The organism is Pseudomonas umsongensis, assembly GCF_012647205.1.
In the GTDB taxonomy this organism is placed as follows: Bacteria; Pseudomonadota; Gammaproteobacteria; order Pseudomonadales; family Pseudomonadaceae; genus Aquipseudomonas; species Aquipseudomonas umsongensis.
In genome coordinates, this window is the sequence record NZ_CP051487.1 from 1,497,843 (window position 1) to 1,513,965 (window position 16,123).

The window sequence follows — 16,123 nt, forward strand, 5'->3', positions numbered from 1 at the left end:
CCGATGGCCTTTTCAGTTTCCAACCGTCTGTTTATGCGGGCCGATCCGGCCTGATTTTAACTACTTCATTTTTGTGGATATCCAATGTCAACCAAACCCACCCTCGCCTTGGCACTGTGCTTCGCTATTACAGGTTGCGCACAGACTCCTAAAAGTGATGTAGACGGCGGCAGCTGGTGGCCGTTCGGGTCTTCCGACAAAGTCGCGGCCAAGGAGCCAGCGCCAGCCCCGGCAGCGCTGAAACCCGTTGCCGCACCGGTTGCCAAGGCTGAAGGTTCCAGCCCTTGGTACTGGCCGTTCGGTTCCGAGGAAGCGCTCGATAAAAAACCAGAAGTAAAACCTGCAGCCAAGCCGGTCGAAGTGGCCAAGGCCAAGGCTGAGGCTGATGCAGATGGCAAGTGGTGGTGGCCGTTTGGTGGCAAAGAGCAGAGCACAGCCAAAGCCGTGCCGATGCCCGATCCGAAAGTCACCCAGGCTTGGCTGGACGACTACGAACCGCGTCTGCGCACAGCGATCAAGGACAGCAACCTGCAACTCGAACGCCGTGAAAACGTATTGGTGGTGACCGCGCCCGTAGAGGGCTCGTTCAACCCGGACCGCCCGGCCATGCTCTTGCCGGTGACGCTCGGCCCGTTCACTCGCGTTGCGAAAATCCTTGAAGCTGACCCGAAGACCGCCGTGCTGGTACTCGGCCACAGCGATACCTCGGGCGCAGCGCCCGCCAATGTGAAGCTGAGTCAGGAGCGTGCGCAGTCCGTGGCGGCGATCTTCCGCCTCAGTGGTCTGCAGCGTGATCGCCTGATGCTGCGTGGCATGGGCGGCGAAGCTCCGCGTGCCGCCAACGACAGCGTTGAGGGCCGCGCCTTGAACCGTCGAGTGGAGCTGTTGGTAACGCCGCAAAACACCATGGTCGCGTTGCTGAGCAAGTACAATATGCCGGCCCCGGCGCCTGTGCGCGTGGTTGCAACCCAGGACATCAAGCCGGTGGCCAAGCCTGTGACTCCAGCACCAAGCGAAGCGAAGAAAGCGGCTGCACCGGTGGCGAAAAAAGCGCCGGCCAAGAAAGCCGCCAAGGCTCCAGCCAAGAAGGCACCGGCTAAAACCGCAACGCCAGCGAAAAAGACCGCACCGGCCAAAGCCGCTGCCGACGCGACCAAAGTCGCCGCCGATACCACAAAGAAGTGATTCGTTAACCATAAGGATTGCGCCATGACCAAGGCCCTGGCTGATATGCGCCGCGACTACACCCGTGATGGCCTGACTGAGGCACAAGCCCCGGCCGAGCCGTTTGCGCTGTTCCACCAATGGTTTGCCGATGCGGTGAAAACCGAGCAGGCACCGGTGGAGGCTAATGCCATGACCTTGGCCACTGTCGACCAGGACGGGCGGCCGCATTGCCGGATTCTGCTGCTCAAGGGACTGGATGCGCAGGGCTTCACCTTTTTCACCAACTACGACAGCGCCAAAGGCCAGCAGCTGGAGGCGAATCCATTCGCGGCCATGACGTTTTTCTGGCCGACGCTGGAGCGTCAGGTACGGATTGAAGGTCGGGTGGTGAAGGTCACGCCCGAGGAGTCCGATGCGTATTATCAGGTGCGCCCGCTGGGCAGCCGCCTCGGTGCCTGGGCTTCGCCGCAGAGCCGGGTGATAGCCGATCGTAGCGAACTGGAGTCGCTGCTCAAGGATACCGAGCAGCGTTTCAGCGATACCCAGCCACATTGCCCTGAACATTGGGGTGGGTATCGTTTGCTGCCAGAGCGCATCGAGTTCTGGCAGGGTCGTCCAAGCCGTCTGCACGACCGGCTCAACTATCGTCTGCAGGGCGCCAACTGGATTCTTGAACGTCTGGCGCCTTAAGCAGTCTACCGCTCGGAATAGCTTGCCGCTGCGGCCTCGAGCCACCGCGGCAGGTCTCGACGCTTGATTTTCTGCGCATGAGCGCTTGCCAACTGTTCGAGCATGAAGGCTTTTTTCTGCTCGTCCTTGCCAGCCAGCGCTAATGCCAGGTCACGGTCCATCCAGCGTCTGATGCGCACATATAGCCACCCATGGAAGTACAGTCCAGCGACGGTTGTGACGACAATGATAAAGTAATCCATATAGATCCCTGGTCAGTGGCGCAGTTTTGCAAATAGCCACAACTGTGTGGTGAGCTCGTCAAGGGGCCTGTACAGAGCCTGAATCGAAGCAATTTTCTCCAGGCAAGGCCGTGACAGGCGTTCAGCTGCGGAGTTTAATGGTTACTTGTCCTTTGGAGTTGATGCTATGCGTAAGTCTGTTCTGCTGGTTGCTTCCTTTTCCACCATGGCGATGTTGCTCACTGGCTGCCAATCGAGCTTGACCGGTGACTCCTATTCCCGTGACGAAGCGCGTCGCGTGCAGACGATTCGCATGGGCACCATCGAAGCCCTGCGGCCGGTGAAAATCGAAGGTACCAAGACCCCGATCGGCGGCGCTGCGGGTGCAGTGGTCGGCGGAGTTGGCGGCAGTGCCATCGGCGGCGGCCGAGGCAGTATCGTCGCAGCGGTCATCGGCGCAGTGGCCGGCGGGCTGCTGGGCTCGGCTACCGAAGAAGGCCTGACCCGCACCCAGGGCGTGGAGATCACCGTGCGTGAAGACGACGGCAGCATGCGTGCCTACGTGCAGCAGGTTCAGGAAAACGAAGTGTTCCGCGTCGGCGAGCGCGTGCGTATTGCCACGGTTGATGGCACCAGTCGCGTTTCTCACTAAGCGGTAATACGGGTAAGAGAAAACCCCGACCAGGGTGACTGGTCGGGTTTTTTTTGCGCCGGTTTCCGGCATCGGGCTAAAAATCGTTCTTTAGGGCTGTTTCAATGACTTGCTCGGGTATTAATTCTCGAGCGTCGTCCCCATCACCAAAATATTCGCCGGGCCAGATAAAAAGATCGGAAATACGAGCATCTGGAATATTGAGGGCCAACATTTGCAGCCAAAAGCAGGTGGCGTGTTCCGGGATATCCGCATCCATGACTCTTCGAGCCATTTCGATCATTTCAGGTTGGGAGATATCCTTCAGGCGGCGCTCATAAGGCCCCATCAGGATCTGGCGAACCCAAGTGTCATGATCCTGGGCTTCGTCAATACCTGGAAAATCGAGAGAGGTCAGATCCGTCATAGCCTCTCGATTGAATTGAGCCAGCTGATCCCTGGTCTGATCCTGATCTGCGCCATCAATTTGCGCAGCAAGGTTTGCAAGGCGAGCAACCTTGGTTTCGCAAAGGTGCGGGGGCATCAGTTCCTGACGTAGCGCCATAACCCTCTCCAAAATTGCTGAATTTGACCATGTCTGCATAAAGCAAAAGGCACGGTCACAAATCGCAACGTTAACGAGAAAGGCTTGGGGATTTATGCAGGCAGCTTCCGTAAAGCTCGTAGGAAGAATCCGAAGTTCTGTACGGTTTTTTGTAGGAGCGAGCTTGCTCGCGAAAAACCTGAAAACACCGTTGGGTTTCAGATTTCCCGCATCATCGTTGACGTCCATCGGAACGCCGCCTGGAGCCAGCTTGGTCCTACAGGTGCGCCGTTTGCAGTGCAGGCTTGCGACTCGCCGCAGCCGTGACGGCATAGCCAATCAAGGCCGCCAGAATCGAACCGGTGAGAATCCCCATCCGATCCATCCCCGCGTAGTCACTCACGCCTGGCTCAAAGGCCAGCGAACCGACAAACAGGCTCATGGTGAAGCCTATGCCGCAAAGAATCGCGACACCCAGCACCTGGCCCCAATTGGCACCCTGGGGCAGGGCGGCGATGCCGGTTTTCACCGCCAGCCAGGTCAGGCCGTAGACGCCGATTGCCTTGCCCAGAAGCAGGCCAATCGCGATGCCCATTGGCACGTTATGGGTGAAGCTCTCGGCGGTAACGCCACTCAGCGACAGGCCGGCGTTGGCGAAGGCGAACAACGGCAGGATGCCGTAGGCCACCCAAGGGTGCAGCGCGTGTTCCAGTGTCAGCAGGGGCGACGGTTCGGCGTTTTTCGTGCGCAACGGTATGCAGAAGGCCAGGGTCACGCCCGCCAGCGTGGCATGCACACCGCTCTTGAGTACGCAGACCCAGAGGATCAGGCCGATGATCATGTACGGTCCGAGCTTTACCACGCCGAGCCGGTTCATTCCGATCAGCGCCGCGATGCAGGCTGCAGCCAGTGCCAGGGACAGGGTCGACAGCTCGCCGGAGTAAAAAATCGCGATGATGATGATGGCGCCGAGGTCGTCGATGATCGCCAGGGTCATCAGGAACAACTTCAGCGAGACCGGAACGCGTTTGCCCAGCAACGCCAGTACACCCAGCGCGAAAGCGATGTCGGTGGCTGTCGGGATCGCCCAGCCGTTCAGGGCCGGCGGGTTGTCGCGGTTGAGGAACCAGTAGATCAACGCTGGCACGACCATGCCGCCAATGGCGGCTGCGCCGGGCAGGACGATCTGCGACGGCTTGGACAGTTGCCCGTCGAGGACCTCGCGCTTGACCTCCAGCCCGATCAAAAGGAAGAACATCGCCATCAGCCCGTCATTGATCCATAGGAGCAGGGGCTTGGCGATTTTCAGCGCGCCGATCTGGGCGACAACGGGGGTTTCCAGGAGGCCGTTGTACAGCCACGACAGCGGGGAGTTATTGATGATCAGCGCGAGGATAGCCGCGGCGATCAATAACAGACCGCTGGCAGCTTCCAGCTGAAAGAAACGCGTGAACGTGCTACGCAGAGGCACAGTCGCTCTCCATCGATTAGTCAAAAGGTGGCACACCCTAACCCGTACCGTTAGTTGTTAAAACAAAAGTTATATTCTTTTTTGTTATATGTCGTAACAGCACGATTCTGCGGCAAGGTCTTGAGCCTAGCAGTTGCCGGATGCATTGGAACCCAGCTGTATCTGTGCTGGATGTAGGATTTTTCCTAAGCTTGAAGGCTCAGGCTTGTGAAAAGGCCGCCAATTGCCCGATCCATCGAGATAACTACCATGAGCGACATCCGACAGTGGTCCCGCGAAGCCATCCGGATCATCGAAGCCGATTTCCAGCGCAGCGCCGACACTCATCTGATCCCCTTGTCGCTGCCAGGCTTTGCCGGCATCGAGTTGTACTTCAAGGATGAGTCGAGCCATCCCACCGGCAGCCTGAAACACCGTCTGGCGCGTTCGCTGTTCCTGTACGCGCTGTGCAATGGCTGGCTCAAGCCCGGAGCGCCAGTCATCGAGGCGTCCAGCGGTTCGACGGCAATTTCCGAAGCGTACTTCGCGCGTTTGCTGGGGGTGCCGTTCATTGCGGTCGTGCCGGCCAGCACCTCGAAGGAGAAGATTGCGCAAATCGCTTTCTATGGCGGGCAAACGCATCTGGTCACGGACCCTACACAGATCTACGCCGAATCCGAACGCCTGGCGCGCGAACACGATGGCCACTTCATCGACCAGTTCACCTACGCCGAGCGCGCGACCGACTGGCGGGCGAACAACAACATCGCCGAATCGATCTTCCAGCAGATGCGCTTCGAAAAGCACCCGGAGCCGAGCTGGCTGGTGTCCAGCCCCGGTACCGGGGGCACGACGGCGACCCTGGGACGTTACGTACGCTATCGCCAGCACGCCACCCGCGTGTTGTGTGCCGATGCCGAACGCTCGGTGTTTTTCGATTACTACCAGAGCGGTGATGCCAGCCTGCGCCTGGCTCACGGTTCGCGGGTCGAGGGCATTGGACGACCCCGGGTGGAGGCGTCATTCCTGCCCAAGGTCATCGATGCGATGGTCAAGGTGCCGGACGCGTTGTCGTTGGCAGCCATGCATTACCTGGCGAAACGTCTGGGGCGTCATGTCGGCGGATCGAGCGGGACCAACCTGATCGGCGCCTTGATGGCCGCGCAGCAGATGGCTGCAGCGGGGGAGGAGGGGTCGATCGTGGCGATTCTGTGCGACAGCGGCGAGCGCTATGCCACGACGTATTACGATCAGGCCTGGCTTCAGGCCGAGGGGTTTGAACTGGGTGGGTTGATCGATGCGGTGGCGGCGACGGTCGAGCGCGGCGAGGCGCTACCGGCTACGGTGTTGCGCGCCAATATCTGAATTCATCATGCGCAGAAATCACTGTGGGAGCGAGCCTGCTCGCGAAAGCGGTAGATCAGTCAACATTTCTGTTGAGTGTTAATCCGCCTGCGCGAGCAGGCTCGCTCCCACAAGGGATATGCGTCAGGCCTGCAAGCCCAGGATGTCCCGCGCCACGGCTTCGGCGATGCGAATGCCATCGACACCCGCCGACAGAATCCCACCCGCATAACCTGCGCCTTCACCCGCCGGGAACAGGCCCTTGACGTTCAGGCTTTGCATCGACTCGTTGCGGGTGATGCGCAACGGCGACGACGTGCGGGTCTCGATCCCGGTCAACACGGCATCGTGCAGCGAGTAACCGCGAATCTGTTTCTCGAATGCCGGCAAGGCTTCGCGAATCGCTTCGATGGCGAAGGCCGGCAAGGCCAGCGCCAGGTCACCCAGGGCAACGCCCGGTTTGTAGGAGGGTTCAACGCTGCCCAACTCGGTGGACGGCTTGCCGGCGATAAAGTCGCCGACCAGTTGCGCCGGTGCCTCGTAGTTGCTGCCGCCGAGCACAAAGGCGTGGGATTCCAGGCGTTCCTGCAACTCGATACCGGCCAACGGGCCGCCCGGGTAATCGACTTCCGGGGTAATCCCGACAACGATCCCGGAGTTGGCGTTGCGCTCGTTACGCGAGTACTGGCTCATGCCATTGGTCACCACGCGATTTGGCTCGGACGTCGCCGCCACCACCGTGCCGCCCGGGCACATGCAGAAGCTGTAGACGGAACGGCCATTCTTGGCGTGGTGCACCAGTTTGTAGTCGGCGGCGCCGAGTTTCGGGTGGCCTGCGTACTTGCCCAGGCGCGCGCGGTCGATCAGCGACTGCGGGTGTTCGATGCGGAATCCTACCGAGAATGGCTTGGCTTCCATGAACACGCCACGGCCGTGCAACATGCGGAACGTGTCCCGGGCACTGTGGCCGAGGGCCAGGATCACGTGTTTCGAGTGGATCTGCTCGCCGCCATCGAGTTCGACGCCAACCAGTTGGCCGTCCTCGATAAGCACGTCGGTAACCCGCTGCTGGAAACGCACTTCACCGCCCATGGCGCGAATCTGCTCACGCATGTTTTCCACCACGCCTGTCAGGCGGAACGTACCGATGTGCGGTTTGCTGACGTAGAGGATTTCTTCCGGGGCACCGGCCTTGACGAACTCATTGAGGACTTTGCGCCCGATGAACTTCGGATCCTTGATCTGGCTGTAGAGCTTGCCATCGGAGAATGTCCCCGCGCCGCCCTCGCCGAACTGTACGTTGGACTCGGGGTTGAGCACGCTTTTACGCCACAGGCCCCAGGTGTCCTTGGTGCGCTGGCGCACTTCGGTGCCGCGTTCGAGGATGATCGGCTTGAAGCCCATTTGCGCCAGCAGCAAGCCGGCGAAGATCCCGCATGGACCAAAGCCGACCACGACAGGGCGCACACTCAGGTCGGCCGGCGCCTGGCCGACCATTTTGTAGCTGACATCCGGTGCCACGTTGACGTTACGGTCATCGGCGAACTTGTGCAGCACCGAGGCTTCATCGCGAACATCGAGGTCGATGGTGTAGATGAAGCACAGCTCGGAGGACTTTTTGCGCGCATCGTAGCTGCGCTTGAACAAGGTGAAATCGAGCAAGTCATCGCTGGTGATGCCCAGGCGCTGCAGGATGGCAGGGCGCAGGTCTTCATCGGGATGGTCGATTGGCAGCTTGAGTTCGGTGATTCGTAACATGGCAGGATCCGGTTCGCGGGGCGCACAACTGCGCCAGGGCGTTTGAAACCGGCGATTATAAGCCTCAAAGGCTCAGGCCCGTGAGGCTTAAACGATCAGTCGTCGCGCGATCCGCCGAAATACCCACAACCCCGTTGCACCTGGCCGTTGATCCGCAGTTCAGCACTCATGTGCTGGATGCTGCCGGTGCTGTTGTCGACGCAGCGTTGCGGTGCGACCCACAGTTCGATGTGCTGCTGGTTGGCTTCGGTGCTGAGGTTGAAGCGGCCTTCGCCCAATTGCTCCTCGACATAGGGCACGGCCAACGGCGCCTGGCCGGCGCGTTCAAGGACCATGCCTTTGCCGGTGACTCTCACGCTCCACTCAGGGGCATGGCCGGCGGCGCGCAGGATCAGCTTCTTGAAGTCGGGATCGGCACAGGCATTGCCCGAACGCTCGATGCGATACAGCTGTTCGAGGTCCAGTTGCCCGTCGCCGGAGCCGGAAACGATCCGCCCGCGCACATCGGCAAACAGTTTGCCTTGGGCATCGGCCAGGCTCGCGGCCTGTTGCAGGACGCTGGTACCGCCCGTGTCGTTGACCGCATAACGTTTCTGCTCGCCGCACGGCTGGAACAACAGCTTGCCGTCGGCTGCGCTCAATTGGCCCTGCATACGGGCCTGGCCGACGTGGGAAGCGCTTTCCCTCGAGCCATCGAACAACTGGCATGCGGCGAACAGTGGAAGAAGGGCAACGAGGACTAAGGAACGGGCAGCACGCATCTTGGGGTCTCCTGACAAGTGCCGTCACGTTACTCAGCCTGACCGTTCATCACAAGGCTTTAGCCCACGTGAAAGGTCTGACCTGTCTGCAAGCCTTCGACACTCTTTGCGTAGGCCAATGCCACATCGGCCGCCAGAACCGGTTTGAAGCCGCGGAAGTAAGGTGCGTATTTGCCCATGGCTTCGACCAGCACGTTCGGGCTGATCGAGTTGACCCGCAGGCCACGCGGCAATTCGATCGCGGCGGCACGGACAAAACTGTCCAGGGCTCCGTTGACCAACGCGGCGGACGCGCCGCTGCGGATCGGATCGTGGCTGAGCACGCCGGTGGTGAAGGTGAACGACGCGCCGTCATTCGCGAACTCGCGACCGACCAGCAGCAAGTTGACCTGGCCCATCAACTTGTCTTTAAGGCCCAGGGTAAAACTCTCTTCGGTCATTTCATCCAGTGGCGCGAAGGTCACGTTGCCGGCGGCGCAGACCAACGCATCGAACTTGCCCGTTTGCTCAAACAGTTTTCGAATCGAGGCGCTGTCACTGATGTCCACTTGGAAATCACCGCTTTTGCGGCCGATGCGCACGATCTCGTGGCGCGGGGACAGTTCCTTGTCGACGGCCGAACCAATGGTGCCACCTGCGCCGATCAAAAGAATTTTCATGCTGGCTGATCCTCGTATCGATAAGTGAGGCCTCAGTTTAGAGTGGTTTTTTCCACGGATAAGCGCGCTAATAGGCAACCTTTGGTTTTCAAATGGAAACAATCCATGAGCGAGATGGATGACCTGGCGGCATTCGCCGTGTTGGTCGAAGCAGGCAGCTTTACCTTGGCGGCGCAGCAATTGGGTTGCAGCAAGGGCCAGTTGTCCAAGCGCATCAGTCAGTTGGAAGCGCAGTTTTCCGTGGTCCTGCTACAACGCACCACGCGACGCTTGAGCCTGACGGCGGCAGGCGCTGCGTTGTTGCCCCAAGCCCAGGCGCTGGTGGTGCAAGTCGAGCGCGCGCGCCAGGCCCTGGCACGGTTGAAGGATGACATGGCGGGCCCTGTGCGGATGACCGTACCTGTGTCGCTTGGGGAAACGTTCTTCGATGGCTTGTTGCTGGAGTTCTCGGCCCAGTATCCCGAGGTGCAGATCGAACTGGAGCTCAACAACAACTACCGCGATTTGTCCCGTGACGGCTTCGATCTGGCGGTCCGCTCCGATGTGGCGATTGACCAGCGCCTGGTGGCGCGCCCGCTACTGGCGTGGCGGGAGTTGACCTGTGCCAGCCCGGCCTATCTGGAGCAATACGGTGAGCCGCAGTCCCCTCAGGCGCTGGCCGGGCATCGCTGCCTGCTCAACAGCCACTACAGCGGTCGGGAGGAGTGGTTGTATCACCAACAACACGAGTTGTTGCGGGTGCGGGTTTCGGGACCGTTCGCCAGTAATCATTACAACCTGTTGAAAAAAGCCGCACTGGCTGGCGCCGGCATTGCCCGCTTGCCGTCCTATGCATTGCCGGCGGAATTGGCTGACGGGCGTTTGCGCTGGCTGCTGCGTGATTATCAGACACGCAGCATGCCGATGTATCTGGTGCATCCGTATCAGGGTGGGCTGCCCAGGCGTACGCAGGTGCTGGCGGATTATTTGATGGGCTGGTTCAAGCGCAGCGGCGAGGCGCTGGACAGGCTCTAAACCATCACGCCCCCCCTGTAGGAGCGAGCATGTCGAATCGTCGCACCGTCGCGATGGTCGTTAACGATAAAGCGGGAAGCCTGATGCCCCGCGGTGGCCTCAGGTTCTTCGCGAACATGCTCGCTCCTAAAGGGGGGGGCGATGTTGTTGAAGTTTGGTGGGCATAAAAAAACGGCCCGCAAAGGCCGTCTTTTTGTTTACCGCAAAGGCTTAGCCACCGAGGTACGCATCGCGCACTTTCGGATCGGTCAACAGCGCTTCACCGGTGCCTGTCATCACCACCCGGCCGTTTTCCAGCACGTAGGCGCGGTCAGCGATTTTCAGCGCCTGGTTGGCGTTCTGCTCGACCAGGAACACCGTTACACCGTCCTTGCGCAGCTGTTCGATGATATCGAAGATCTGCTGGATGATGATCGGGGCCAGGCCCAGTGAAGGCTCGTCGAGCAGCAACAGCTTGGGTTTGCTCATCAGCGCACGGCCGATGGCGAGCATTTGCTGTTCGCCGCCGGACATGGTGCCGCCACGCTGGCTGAAGCGCTCTTTCAAGCGTGGGAAAAGTCCGAGGACCTTGTCCATCTGTTCCTGATAGTCGCCTTTGGCGGTGAAGAAACCACCCATGGAGAGGTTTTCTTCGACGGTCAGGCGGGAAAACACCCGACGACCTTCCGGCACCACGGCAATGCTCTTGCGCATGATCTGCGAAGAGTCCTGCCCGACCAGCTCCTCACCCATGTAGCGGATGCTGCCGCTGTGGGCCCGCGGCGAACCGCACAGGGTCATCAGCAGCGTGGACTTGCCGGCACCGTTGGCGCCGATCAGGGTCACGATCTCGCCCTGGCGGACTTCGACGTTGACGCTGTGCAGGGCCTGGATCTTGCCGTAGAAGGTGGAAACGTTTTCGAACTGCAGCATTTACGCTTCCCCCAGGTAGGCTTTGATCACTTCAGGATTGTCACGGATCTGTTCCGGCGTACCGTTGGCCAGGGGCGTGCCCTGGTTGATCACGACGATGTGGTCGGAAATGCTCATGACCAGTTTCATGTCGTGTTCGATCAGCAGCACGGTGACGTTGTGCTCTTGACGCAACACGCTGATCAGCGCCTTGAGGTCCTCGGTTTCCTTCGGGTTCAGGCCGGCGGCCGGTTCGTCGAGCATGAGGATCCGCGGACGGGTCATCATGCAGCGGGCAATTTCCAGGCGCCGTTGCTGACCGTAGGCCAGGGTGCCGGCCGGACGGTTGGCGAACTCCTTGAGGTTGACCTTTTCGAGCCAGTACTCGGCGAATTCCATGGCCTCGCGTTCGCTCTTGCGGAACCCTGGGGTCTTGAACAGGCCGGACAGGAAGTTGGTGTTCAGGTGGCGATGCTGGGCGATCAAGAGGTTCTCGACCGCGGTCATGTCCTTGAACAACCGCACGTTCTGGAAGGTGCGCACCACGCCCTTGAGGGCGATCTTGTGGCCCGGCAGGCCTTCGATCGGCTCGCCATCGAGCAGGATGCTGCCGCCGCTTGGCTTGTAAAAGCCGGTGAGGCAGTTGAACACGGTGGTCTTGCCGGCGCCGTTGGGGCCGATCAAGGCAACCACTTGTTTCTCTTTCACGCTCAAGGCAACGCCGTTGACCGCCAGCAAGCCGCCGAAGCGCATGCTCAGGTTTTCTACTTTAAGGATCTCGCGGCTCATTTGCGCAGCTCCATGTGAGGACGTTGCATGGGCAGCAGACCCTGAGGGCGCCAGATCATCATCAGTACCATCAAGGCACCGAACATCAACATGCGGTACTCACTGAACTCACGCATCATTTCCGGCAGCAGGATCATTACCACGGCGGCCAGGATCACACCCAGCTGCGAGCCCATGCCACCCAGTACCACGATGGCGAGGATGATCGCCGACTCGATGAAAGTGAAGGATTCCGGCGTCACCAGGCCCTGACGGGCAGCGAAGAAGCTACCGGCGAAACCGGCGAAGCTGGCACCCAGGGTGAACGCCGACAATTTGATCACGGTAGGGTTCAGGCCCAGTGCACGGCAGGCAATCTCGTCTTCACGTAACGCTTCCCACGCGCGGCCCAGGGGCATGCGCAGCAGGCGATTGATGACGAACAGCGCGCCGAGCGCCAGCAACAACGCAACCAGGTACAGGAAAATCACCTTGTTGATCGAGTTGTAGGCGATGCCGAAATACTCGTGGAACGTCTGCATCCCTTCAGCGGCCTTACGTTCAAAGGTCAGGCCGAAGAACGTTGGTTTCTCGATGTTGCTGATGCCGTTCGGACCGCCCGTGAGGCCGGTCAGGTTACGCAGGAACAGACGGATGATCTCACCAAAGCCCAGGGTCACGATCGCCAGGTAGTCACCGCGCAGACGCAGCACCGGGAAGCCGAGCAGGAAGCCGAAGGTGGCCGCCATCAGGCCGGCGATCGGTAGGCAGATCCAGAAGCTCAGGCCGTAGTAGTGCGACAGCAGCGCGTAGCTGTAGGCGCCAACGGCGTAGAAACCGACGTAACCGAGGTCGAGCAGGCCGGCCAGGCCGACCACGATGTTCAGGCCCAGGCCCAACATTACGTAGATCAGCACCAGCGTCGCGATATCGACTGCACCGCGAGAGCCGAAGAACGGCCAGACCAGGGCGCCGGCGATCAGCGCGATGATGATCCAGCGCTGAGTGGTAGGCAGGGTCAGGAAGTTGCTGGCCTTGGCTGGGATCAGCGGCATGCTCGGCGAAGAACGCCAGGCCGAGCTGATCTGCTGGTCGAACAGCACACGCAGGAACATCAGTACCGAGCACACCGCGATGGTGATCAGGGTGGCGTCGCTGGTGCCATGAACTTCGAGGTTGATGCCGACGATGGTCAGCTTCAGACCGAGTACCGGGTAGGCCACGGCCCACACCAGCAAAGCGCTGAACAGCGCCTGTTTAAGATTCCTAGTCATACCTTCTCAACCTCCGGACGGCCCAACAGGCCAGTTGGCCGGAACAACAACACCAAAACCAGGAGGCCGAACGCCACGACGTCCTTGTATTGGTCGCCGAAGATATCGGCACCAAAGGCTTCCGCAACGCCCAGCACCAGTCCGCCAAGCATGGCGCCTGGAATGCTGCCGATACCGCCCAGTACCGCGGCGGTGAAGGCCTTGAGGCCGACCAGGAAACCGGCGTTCGGGTTGATCACGCCGTACTGCATGCTCAGCAGCACGGCCGCGATGGCCGCCAGCGCGGCACCGATGACGAAGGTCAGGGCGATGATGTTGTTGGTGTTGATACCCAGCAGGTTGGCCATCTTGATGTCTTCGGCACAGGCGCGGCAGGCGCGACCCAGGCGAGAGCGGGAGATGAACAGCGTCAGGCCGAGCATGGCGACCAGGGTCACCACGAACACCACGATTTGCATGTAGGAAATCAGCACTTCATGTGCGCCACCTGGTCCGAAGGCAAAGTTGCCCGGAATCAGGTTGGGGATGGATTTGTCCTTGGAGTCTTGCGCCAGCAGAACCGTGTTCTGCAGGAAGATCGACATGCCGATGGCGGAAATCAGCGGGATCAAACGGTTGCTGCCGCGCAAGGGGCGGTAGGCGATCCGTTCGATGCTGTAGCCGTAGGCACTGGTGACGACGATGGTCGCCAGGAAAGCGGCGGTCATCAACAGCGGAACACTGTCGAGTCCCAGCATGGCCAGCCCGGCGATGGCGATGAACGCCACGTAGGAGCCGATCATGTACACCTCGCCGTGGGCGAAGTTGATCATTCCAATGATGCCGTAGACCATCGTATAGCCGATGGCGATCAGGGCATACGTGCTGCCAATGGTCAAACCATTAACCAGCTGTTGGAAGAAGTGATAGATGTCAGGCATTACAGCGCTCCTAAAAACCTGATACGCATTTCACTGGTGGAGTCATTTTCCCGCCCGGGCCCCGTGGATCTGCATCCACTTCGAATCCGGGATTTGCCAGCGAACCGCTGATGACGGTTTTGAGATTTTCAGGTGGGGAGACTAGCGGATCACGCCAGCACGGCCCAGATACGTTCGTAAAACAAAGCCCACGGCACGCCGTGGGCTTTGTTGGCAGTCAGTCAGGCAGCGCCTTACTGAGGCTTGGCTTCAGTTTTTGGTTTGCCGAAGTGCCACTCGTAAACCACGAATTTGAAGTCTTTCAGGTCGCCCTTCTCGTCGAAGCTCAAGTCGCCGGTAGGGGTCTTGAAGGTGCCTTTGTGGATGGCTTCAGCCACTTTGGCGGAGTCTTCGGACTTGGCCGCCTTGATGCCTTCGGCAATCACTTCCACAGCCGAGTAGGCCGGGAACACGAACGGACCGCTTGGATCTTCTTTCTTGGCCTTGAAGGCGTCAGCCAGGGCGATGTTGGCCGGATCCTGGTCGAAGGATTTCGGCAGGGTCACCAGCAGGCCTTCGGAAGCGTCCTTGGCAATCTGCGAGATGGAATCGTTACCCACGCCTTCCGGACCCATGAACTTGGCTTTCAGGCCTTTTTCCTGGGATTGACGCAGGATCAGGCCCAGTTCCGGGTGGTAGCCGCCGTAGTAGACGAAGTCGACGTTGGCTTGCTTGAGCTTGGCGATCATCGACGAGAAGTCCTTGTCGCCGGCGTTGACGCCTTCGAACACGGCAACCTTCACGCCTTTGCCTTCCAGGGTTTTCTTCACGGCAGAGGCGATACCTTCACCGTATTGCTGTTTGTCGTGCAGCACGGCAACGATTTTCGGTTTTACGAAGTCGGCGATGTAGTTACCGGCGGCAGGGCCTTGGGCGCTGTCGAGGCCGATGGTGCGGAACACCATTTTGTAACCACGGTTGGTGATGTCCGGGCTGGTGGCTGCCGGGGTGATCATGATCACGCCTTCGTCTTCGTAGATGTCCGAAGCCGGTTGAGTGGAGCTGGAGCACAGGTGGCCAACCACGAATTTCACGCCGTCGTTGACGACTTTGTTCGCGACCGCTACCGCTTGTTTTGGATCACAGGCGTCATCGTATTCAACGGCTTCGAGCTTCTTGCCGTCTACGCCGCCTTTGGCGTTGATCTGTTCAATGGCCATTTTGGCGCCGCTGAACTGCATGTCGCCGTATTGGGCTACAGGACCGGTTTTTGGGCCGGCGATGCCGATCTTGATGGTGTCAGCTGCGAACGAATGGCTGGCAACCCCGGCCAGAACCATAGCGGCAAACAGTTTGGAAATCTGCTTAGTAGCCTTAGTCATAGTGCTCCACTCTTACTGTTGTAATTTTTATAGTCCTGGCGCCGTCGGCGGCAGAACCGGGTCAGTATCTACGACATTCCCCGGAAAAGCCCCTCGGCAACTGTACCGGTACAGTGTAGAGCGCCGATTGTCAGCCTGGGAAGCTGGCGCCGGGGGGCAAAACTTGGGGGTGTCGCTTTTTTGAAAGAAAAAGTCAGAATTGCGGCGGGGCTTTGACGGGCTTATAGCCAGATTCCGTGCATTCCTTGGCATTCCTGCGCTTTTCATTCGATCCTGCAAATTGCATCTGGGTTTTTCTGCCTGACCACCGACGTTATCATTGCGTCGATTTCTTTTCCGGACCGGACCCATGATTGAAGAACCTAGCACCCTCTATGCCAAGCTGCTTGGAGAAACCGCATCTATTACCTGGAAGGAGTTGGAGCCGTTCTTTGCCAAGGGTGCCCTATTGTGGGTCGACCCCGGCCTTGATTTGATCGCTGCCGCCGAAGCCATGGCGACCGATGACGGCGAGAAAGTGGCCGCCTGGCTGGCTGACGACAAGGTCGCCAAGCTGTCTGAAACGCGGGCGCTGGATCTTTTTGAAAGGGATCCGGAGTTGTGGGCGGTGGTGGTTTCGCCCTGGATCATGATTCAGGAAAAGGCGCAGGGTTGAATGGTTGCACTGTCT

The 16,123-nt window shown here is 59.7% G+C and carries 17 protein-coding genes; 6 read left to right on the forward strand and 11 right to left on the reverse strand.

What is annotated here, in order from left to right; genetic code table 11:
• The first annotated feature begins 84 nt into the window (after nucleotides 1-84).
• Complete coding sequence (locus tag HGP31_RS06715; RefSeq protein ID WP_033043205.1) at nucleotides 85-1,185, forward strand: OmpA family protein; 1,101 nt, start codon at nucleotides 85-87, stop codon at nucleotides 1,183-1,185.
• Nucleotides 1,186-1,209: 24 nt separating this feature from the next.
• Nucleotides 1,210-1,857 carry a pyridoxamine 5'-phosphate oxidase gene (gene pdxH / locus HGP31_RS06720; RefSeq protein ID WP_020798111.1) on the forward strand — a complete coding sequence of 216 codons (648 nt, stop codon included), beginning with the start codon at nucleotides 1,210-1,212 and terminating at the stop codon, nucleotides 1,855-1,857.
• 5 nt (nucleotides 1,858-1,862) lie between these two features.
• On the opposite strand, the gene HGP31_RS06725 is transcribed toward pdxH, so the two are convergent.
• Nucleotides 1,863-2,099, reverse strand: a complete 237-nt coding sequence (locus HGP31_RS06725; RefSeq protein WP_033043204.1) for a hypothetical protein — start codon at nucleotides 2,097-2,099, stop codon at nucleotides 1,863-1,865.
• Between the two features lie 166 nt (nucleotides 2,100-2,265).
• Here HGP31_RS06725 and HGP31_RS06730 point away from each other — a divergent pair, with 166 nt between their 5' ends.
• Nucleotides 2,266-2,730 (forward strand): outer membrane lipoprotein, encoded by a 465-nt coding sequence (locus HGP31_RS06730; RefSeq protein ID WP_020798113.1) that lies wholly within the window; start codon nucleotides 2,266-2,268, stop codon nucleotides 2,728-2,730.
• A gap of 76 nt (nucleotides 2,731-2,806) precedes the next feature.
• Here HGP31_RS06730 and HGP31_RS06735 read toward each other — a convergent pair whose 3' ends face one another.
• The gene (locus HGP31_RS06735; RefSeq protein ID WP_240963522.1) at nucleotides 2,807-3,502 is read right to left on the reverse strand and encodes a hypothetical protein; all 696 of its coding nucleotides are present in this window, start codon (nucleotides 3,500-3,502) and stop codon (nucleotides 2,807-2,809) included.
• A 28-nt stretch (nucleotides 3,503-3,530) separates the two neighbouring features.
• Nucleotides 3,531-4,724, reverse strand: a complete 1,194-nt coding sequence (gene nhaA, locus HGP31_RS06740) for a Na+/H+ antiporter NhaA (protein WP_020798116.1) — start codon at nucleotides 4,722-4,724, stop codon at nucleotides 3,531-3,533.
• A 249-nt stretch (nucleotides 4,725-4,973) separates the two neighbouring features.
• Here nhaA and HGP31_RS06745 point away from each other — a divergent pair, with 249 nt between their 5' ends.
• Nucleotides 4,974-6,068 carry a PLP-dependent cysteine synthase family protein gene (locus HGP31_RS06745; protein WP_020798117.1) on the forward strand — a complete coding sequence of 365 codons (1,095 nt, stop codon included), beginning with the start codon at nucleotides 4,974-4,976 and terminating at the stop codon, nucleotides 6,066-6,068.
• Nucleotides 6,069-6,191: 123 nt separating this feature from the next.
• Here the strand turns inward: HGP31_RS06745 and HGP31_RS06750 are convergent, their stop codons facing one another.
• The 3 genes from HGP31_RS06750 to HGP31_RS06760 all read right to left on the reverse strand — a co-directional run bounded on the left by HGP31_RS06750 (nucleotide 6,192) and on the right by HGP31_RS06760 (nucleotide 9,225).
• The gene (locus HGP31_RS06750; protein WP_020798118.1) at nucleotides 6,192-7,805 is read right to left on the reverse strand and encodes an NAD(P)/FAD-dependent oxidoreductase; all 1,614 of its coding nucleotides are present in this window, start codon (nucleotides 7,803-7,805) and stop codon (nucleotides 6,192-6,194) included.
• A 95-nt stretch (nucleotides 7,806-7,900) separates the two neighbouring features.
• Nucleotides 7,901-8,566, reverse strand: a complete 666-nt coding sequence (locus tag HGP31_RS06755) for a COG3650 family protein (RefSeq protein WP_020798119.1) — start codon at nucleotides 8,564-8,566, stop codon at nucleotides 7,901-7,903.
• A 59-nt stretch (nucleotides 8,567-8,625) separates the two neighbouring features.
• On the reverse strand, nucleotides 8,626-9,225 hold the full coding sequence (locus tag HGP31_RS06760) for a short chain dehydrogenase (protein WP_020798120.1): 600 nt from the start codon (nucleotides 9,223-9,225) through the stop codon (nucleotides 8,626-8,628).
• A 105-nt stretch (nucleotides 9,226-9,330) separates the two neighbouring features.
• Between HGP31_RS06760 and HGP31_RS06765 the strand changes: the two genes are divergently transcribed.
• Nucleotides 9,331-10,239 carry a LysR family transcriptional regulator gene (locus HGP31_RS06765; RefSeq protein WP_020798121.1) on the forward strand — a complete coding sequence of 303 codons (909 nt, stop codon included), beginning with the start codon at nucleotides 9,331-9,333 and terminating at the stop codon, nucleotides 10,237-10,239.
• Nucleotides 10,240-10,449: 210 nt separating this feature from the next.
• Here the strand turns inward: HGP31_RS06765 and HGP31_RS06770 are convergent, their stop codons facing one another.
• The 5 genes from HGP31_RS06770 to HGP31_RS06790 form a co-directional block, all read right to left on the reverse strand.
• Nucleotides 10,450-11,151, reverse strand: coding sequence for an ABC transporter ATP-binding protein (locus HGP31_RS06770; RefSeq protein WP_020798122.1), 702 nt, complete (start codon nucleotides 11,149-11,151; stop codon nucleotides 10,450-10,452).
• Nucleotides 11,152-11,919, reverse strand: coding sequence for a high-affinity branched-chain amino acid ABC transporter ATP-binding protein LivG (gene livG, locus HGP31_RS06775; RefSeq protein ID WP_020798123.1), 768 nt, complete (start codon nucleotides 11,917-11,919; stop codon nucleotides 11,152-11,154). It abuts the gene before it with no gap.
• Entirely contained in the window at nucleotides 11,916-13,172 is a 1,257-nt protein-coding gene (locus HGP31_RS06780) for a high-affinity branched-chain amino acid ABC transporter permease LivM (protein ID WP_020798124.1), read from the reverse strand. Before HGP31_RS06780 ends, livG begins: the two co-directional genes overlap by 4 nt.
• Complete coding sequence (gene livH / locus HGP31_RS06785; protein ID WP_007947264.1) at nucleotides 13,169-14,092, reverse strand: high-affinity branched-chain amino acid ABC transporter permease LivH; 924 nt, start codon at nucleotides 14,090-14,092, stop codon at nucleotides 13,169-13,171. The genes HGP31_RS06780 and livH overlap by 4 nt, the downstream gene beginning before the upstream one ends.
• A 233-nt stretch (nucleotides 14,093-14,325) precedes the next feature.
• Nucleotides 14,326-15,453 carry a branched-chain amino acid ABC transporter substrate-binding protein gene (locus tag HGP31_RS06790; protein ID WP_020798126.1) on the reverse strand — a complete coding sequence of 376 codons (1,128 nt, stop codon included), beginning with the start codon at nucleotides 15,451-15,453 and terminating at the stop codon, nucleotides 14,326-14,328.
• A 349-nt stretch (nucleotides 15,454-15,802) separates the two neighbouring features.
• Here HGP31_RS06790 and HGP31_RS06795 point away from each other — a divergent pair, with 349 nt between their 5' ends.
• Nucleotides 15,803-16,108 carry a DUF2288 domain-containing protein gene (locus HGP31_RS06795; RefSeq protein ID WP_168757353.1) on the forward strand — a complete coding sequence of 102 codons (306 nt, stop codon included), beginning with the start codon at nucleotides 15,803-15,805 and terminating at the stop codon, nucleotides 16,106-16,108.
• Nucleotides 16,109-16,123: the final 15 nt, after the last annotated feature.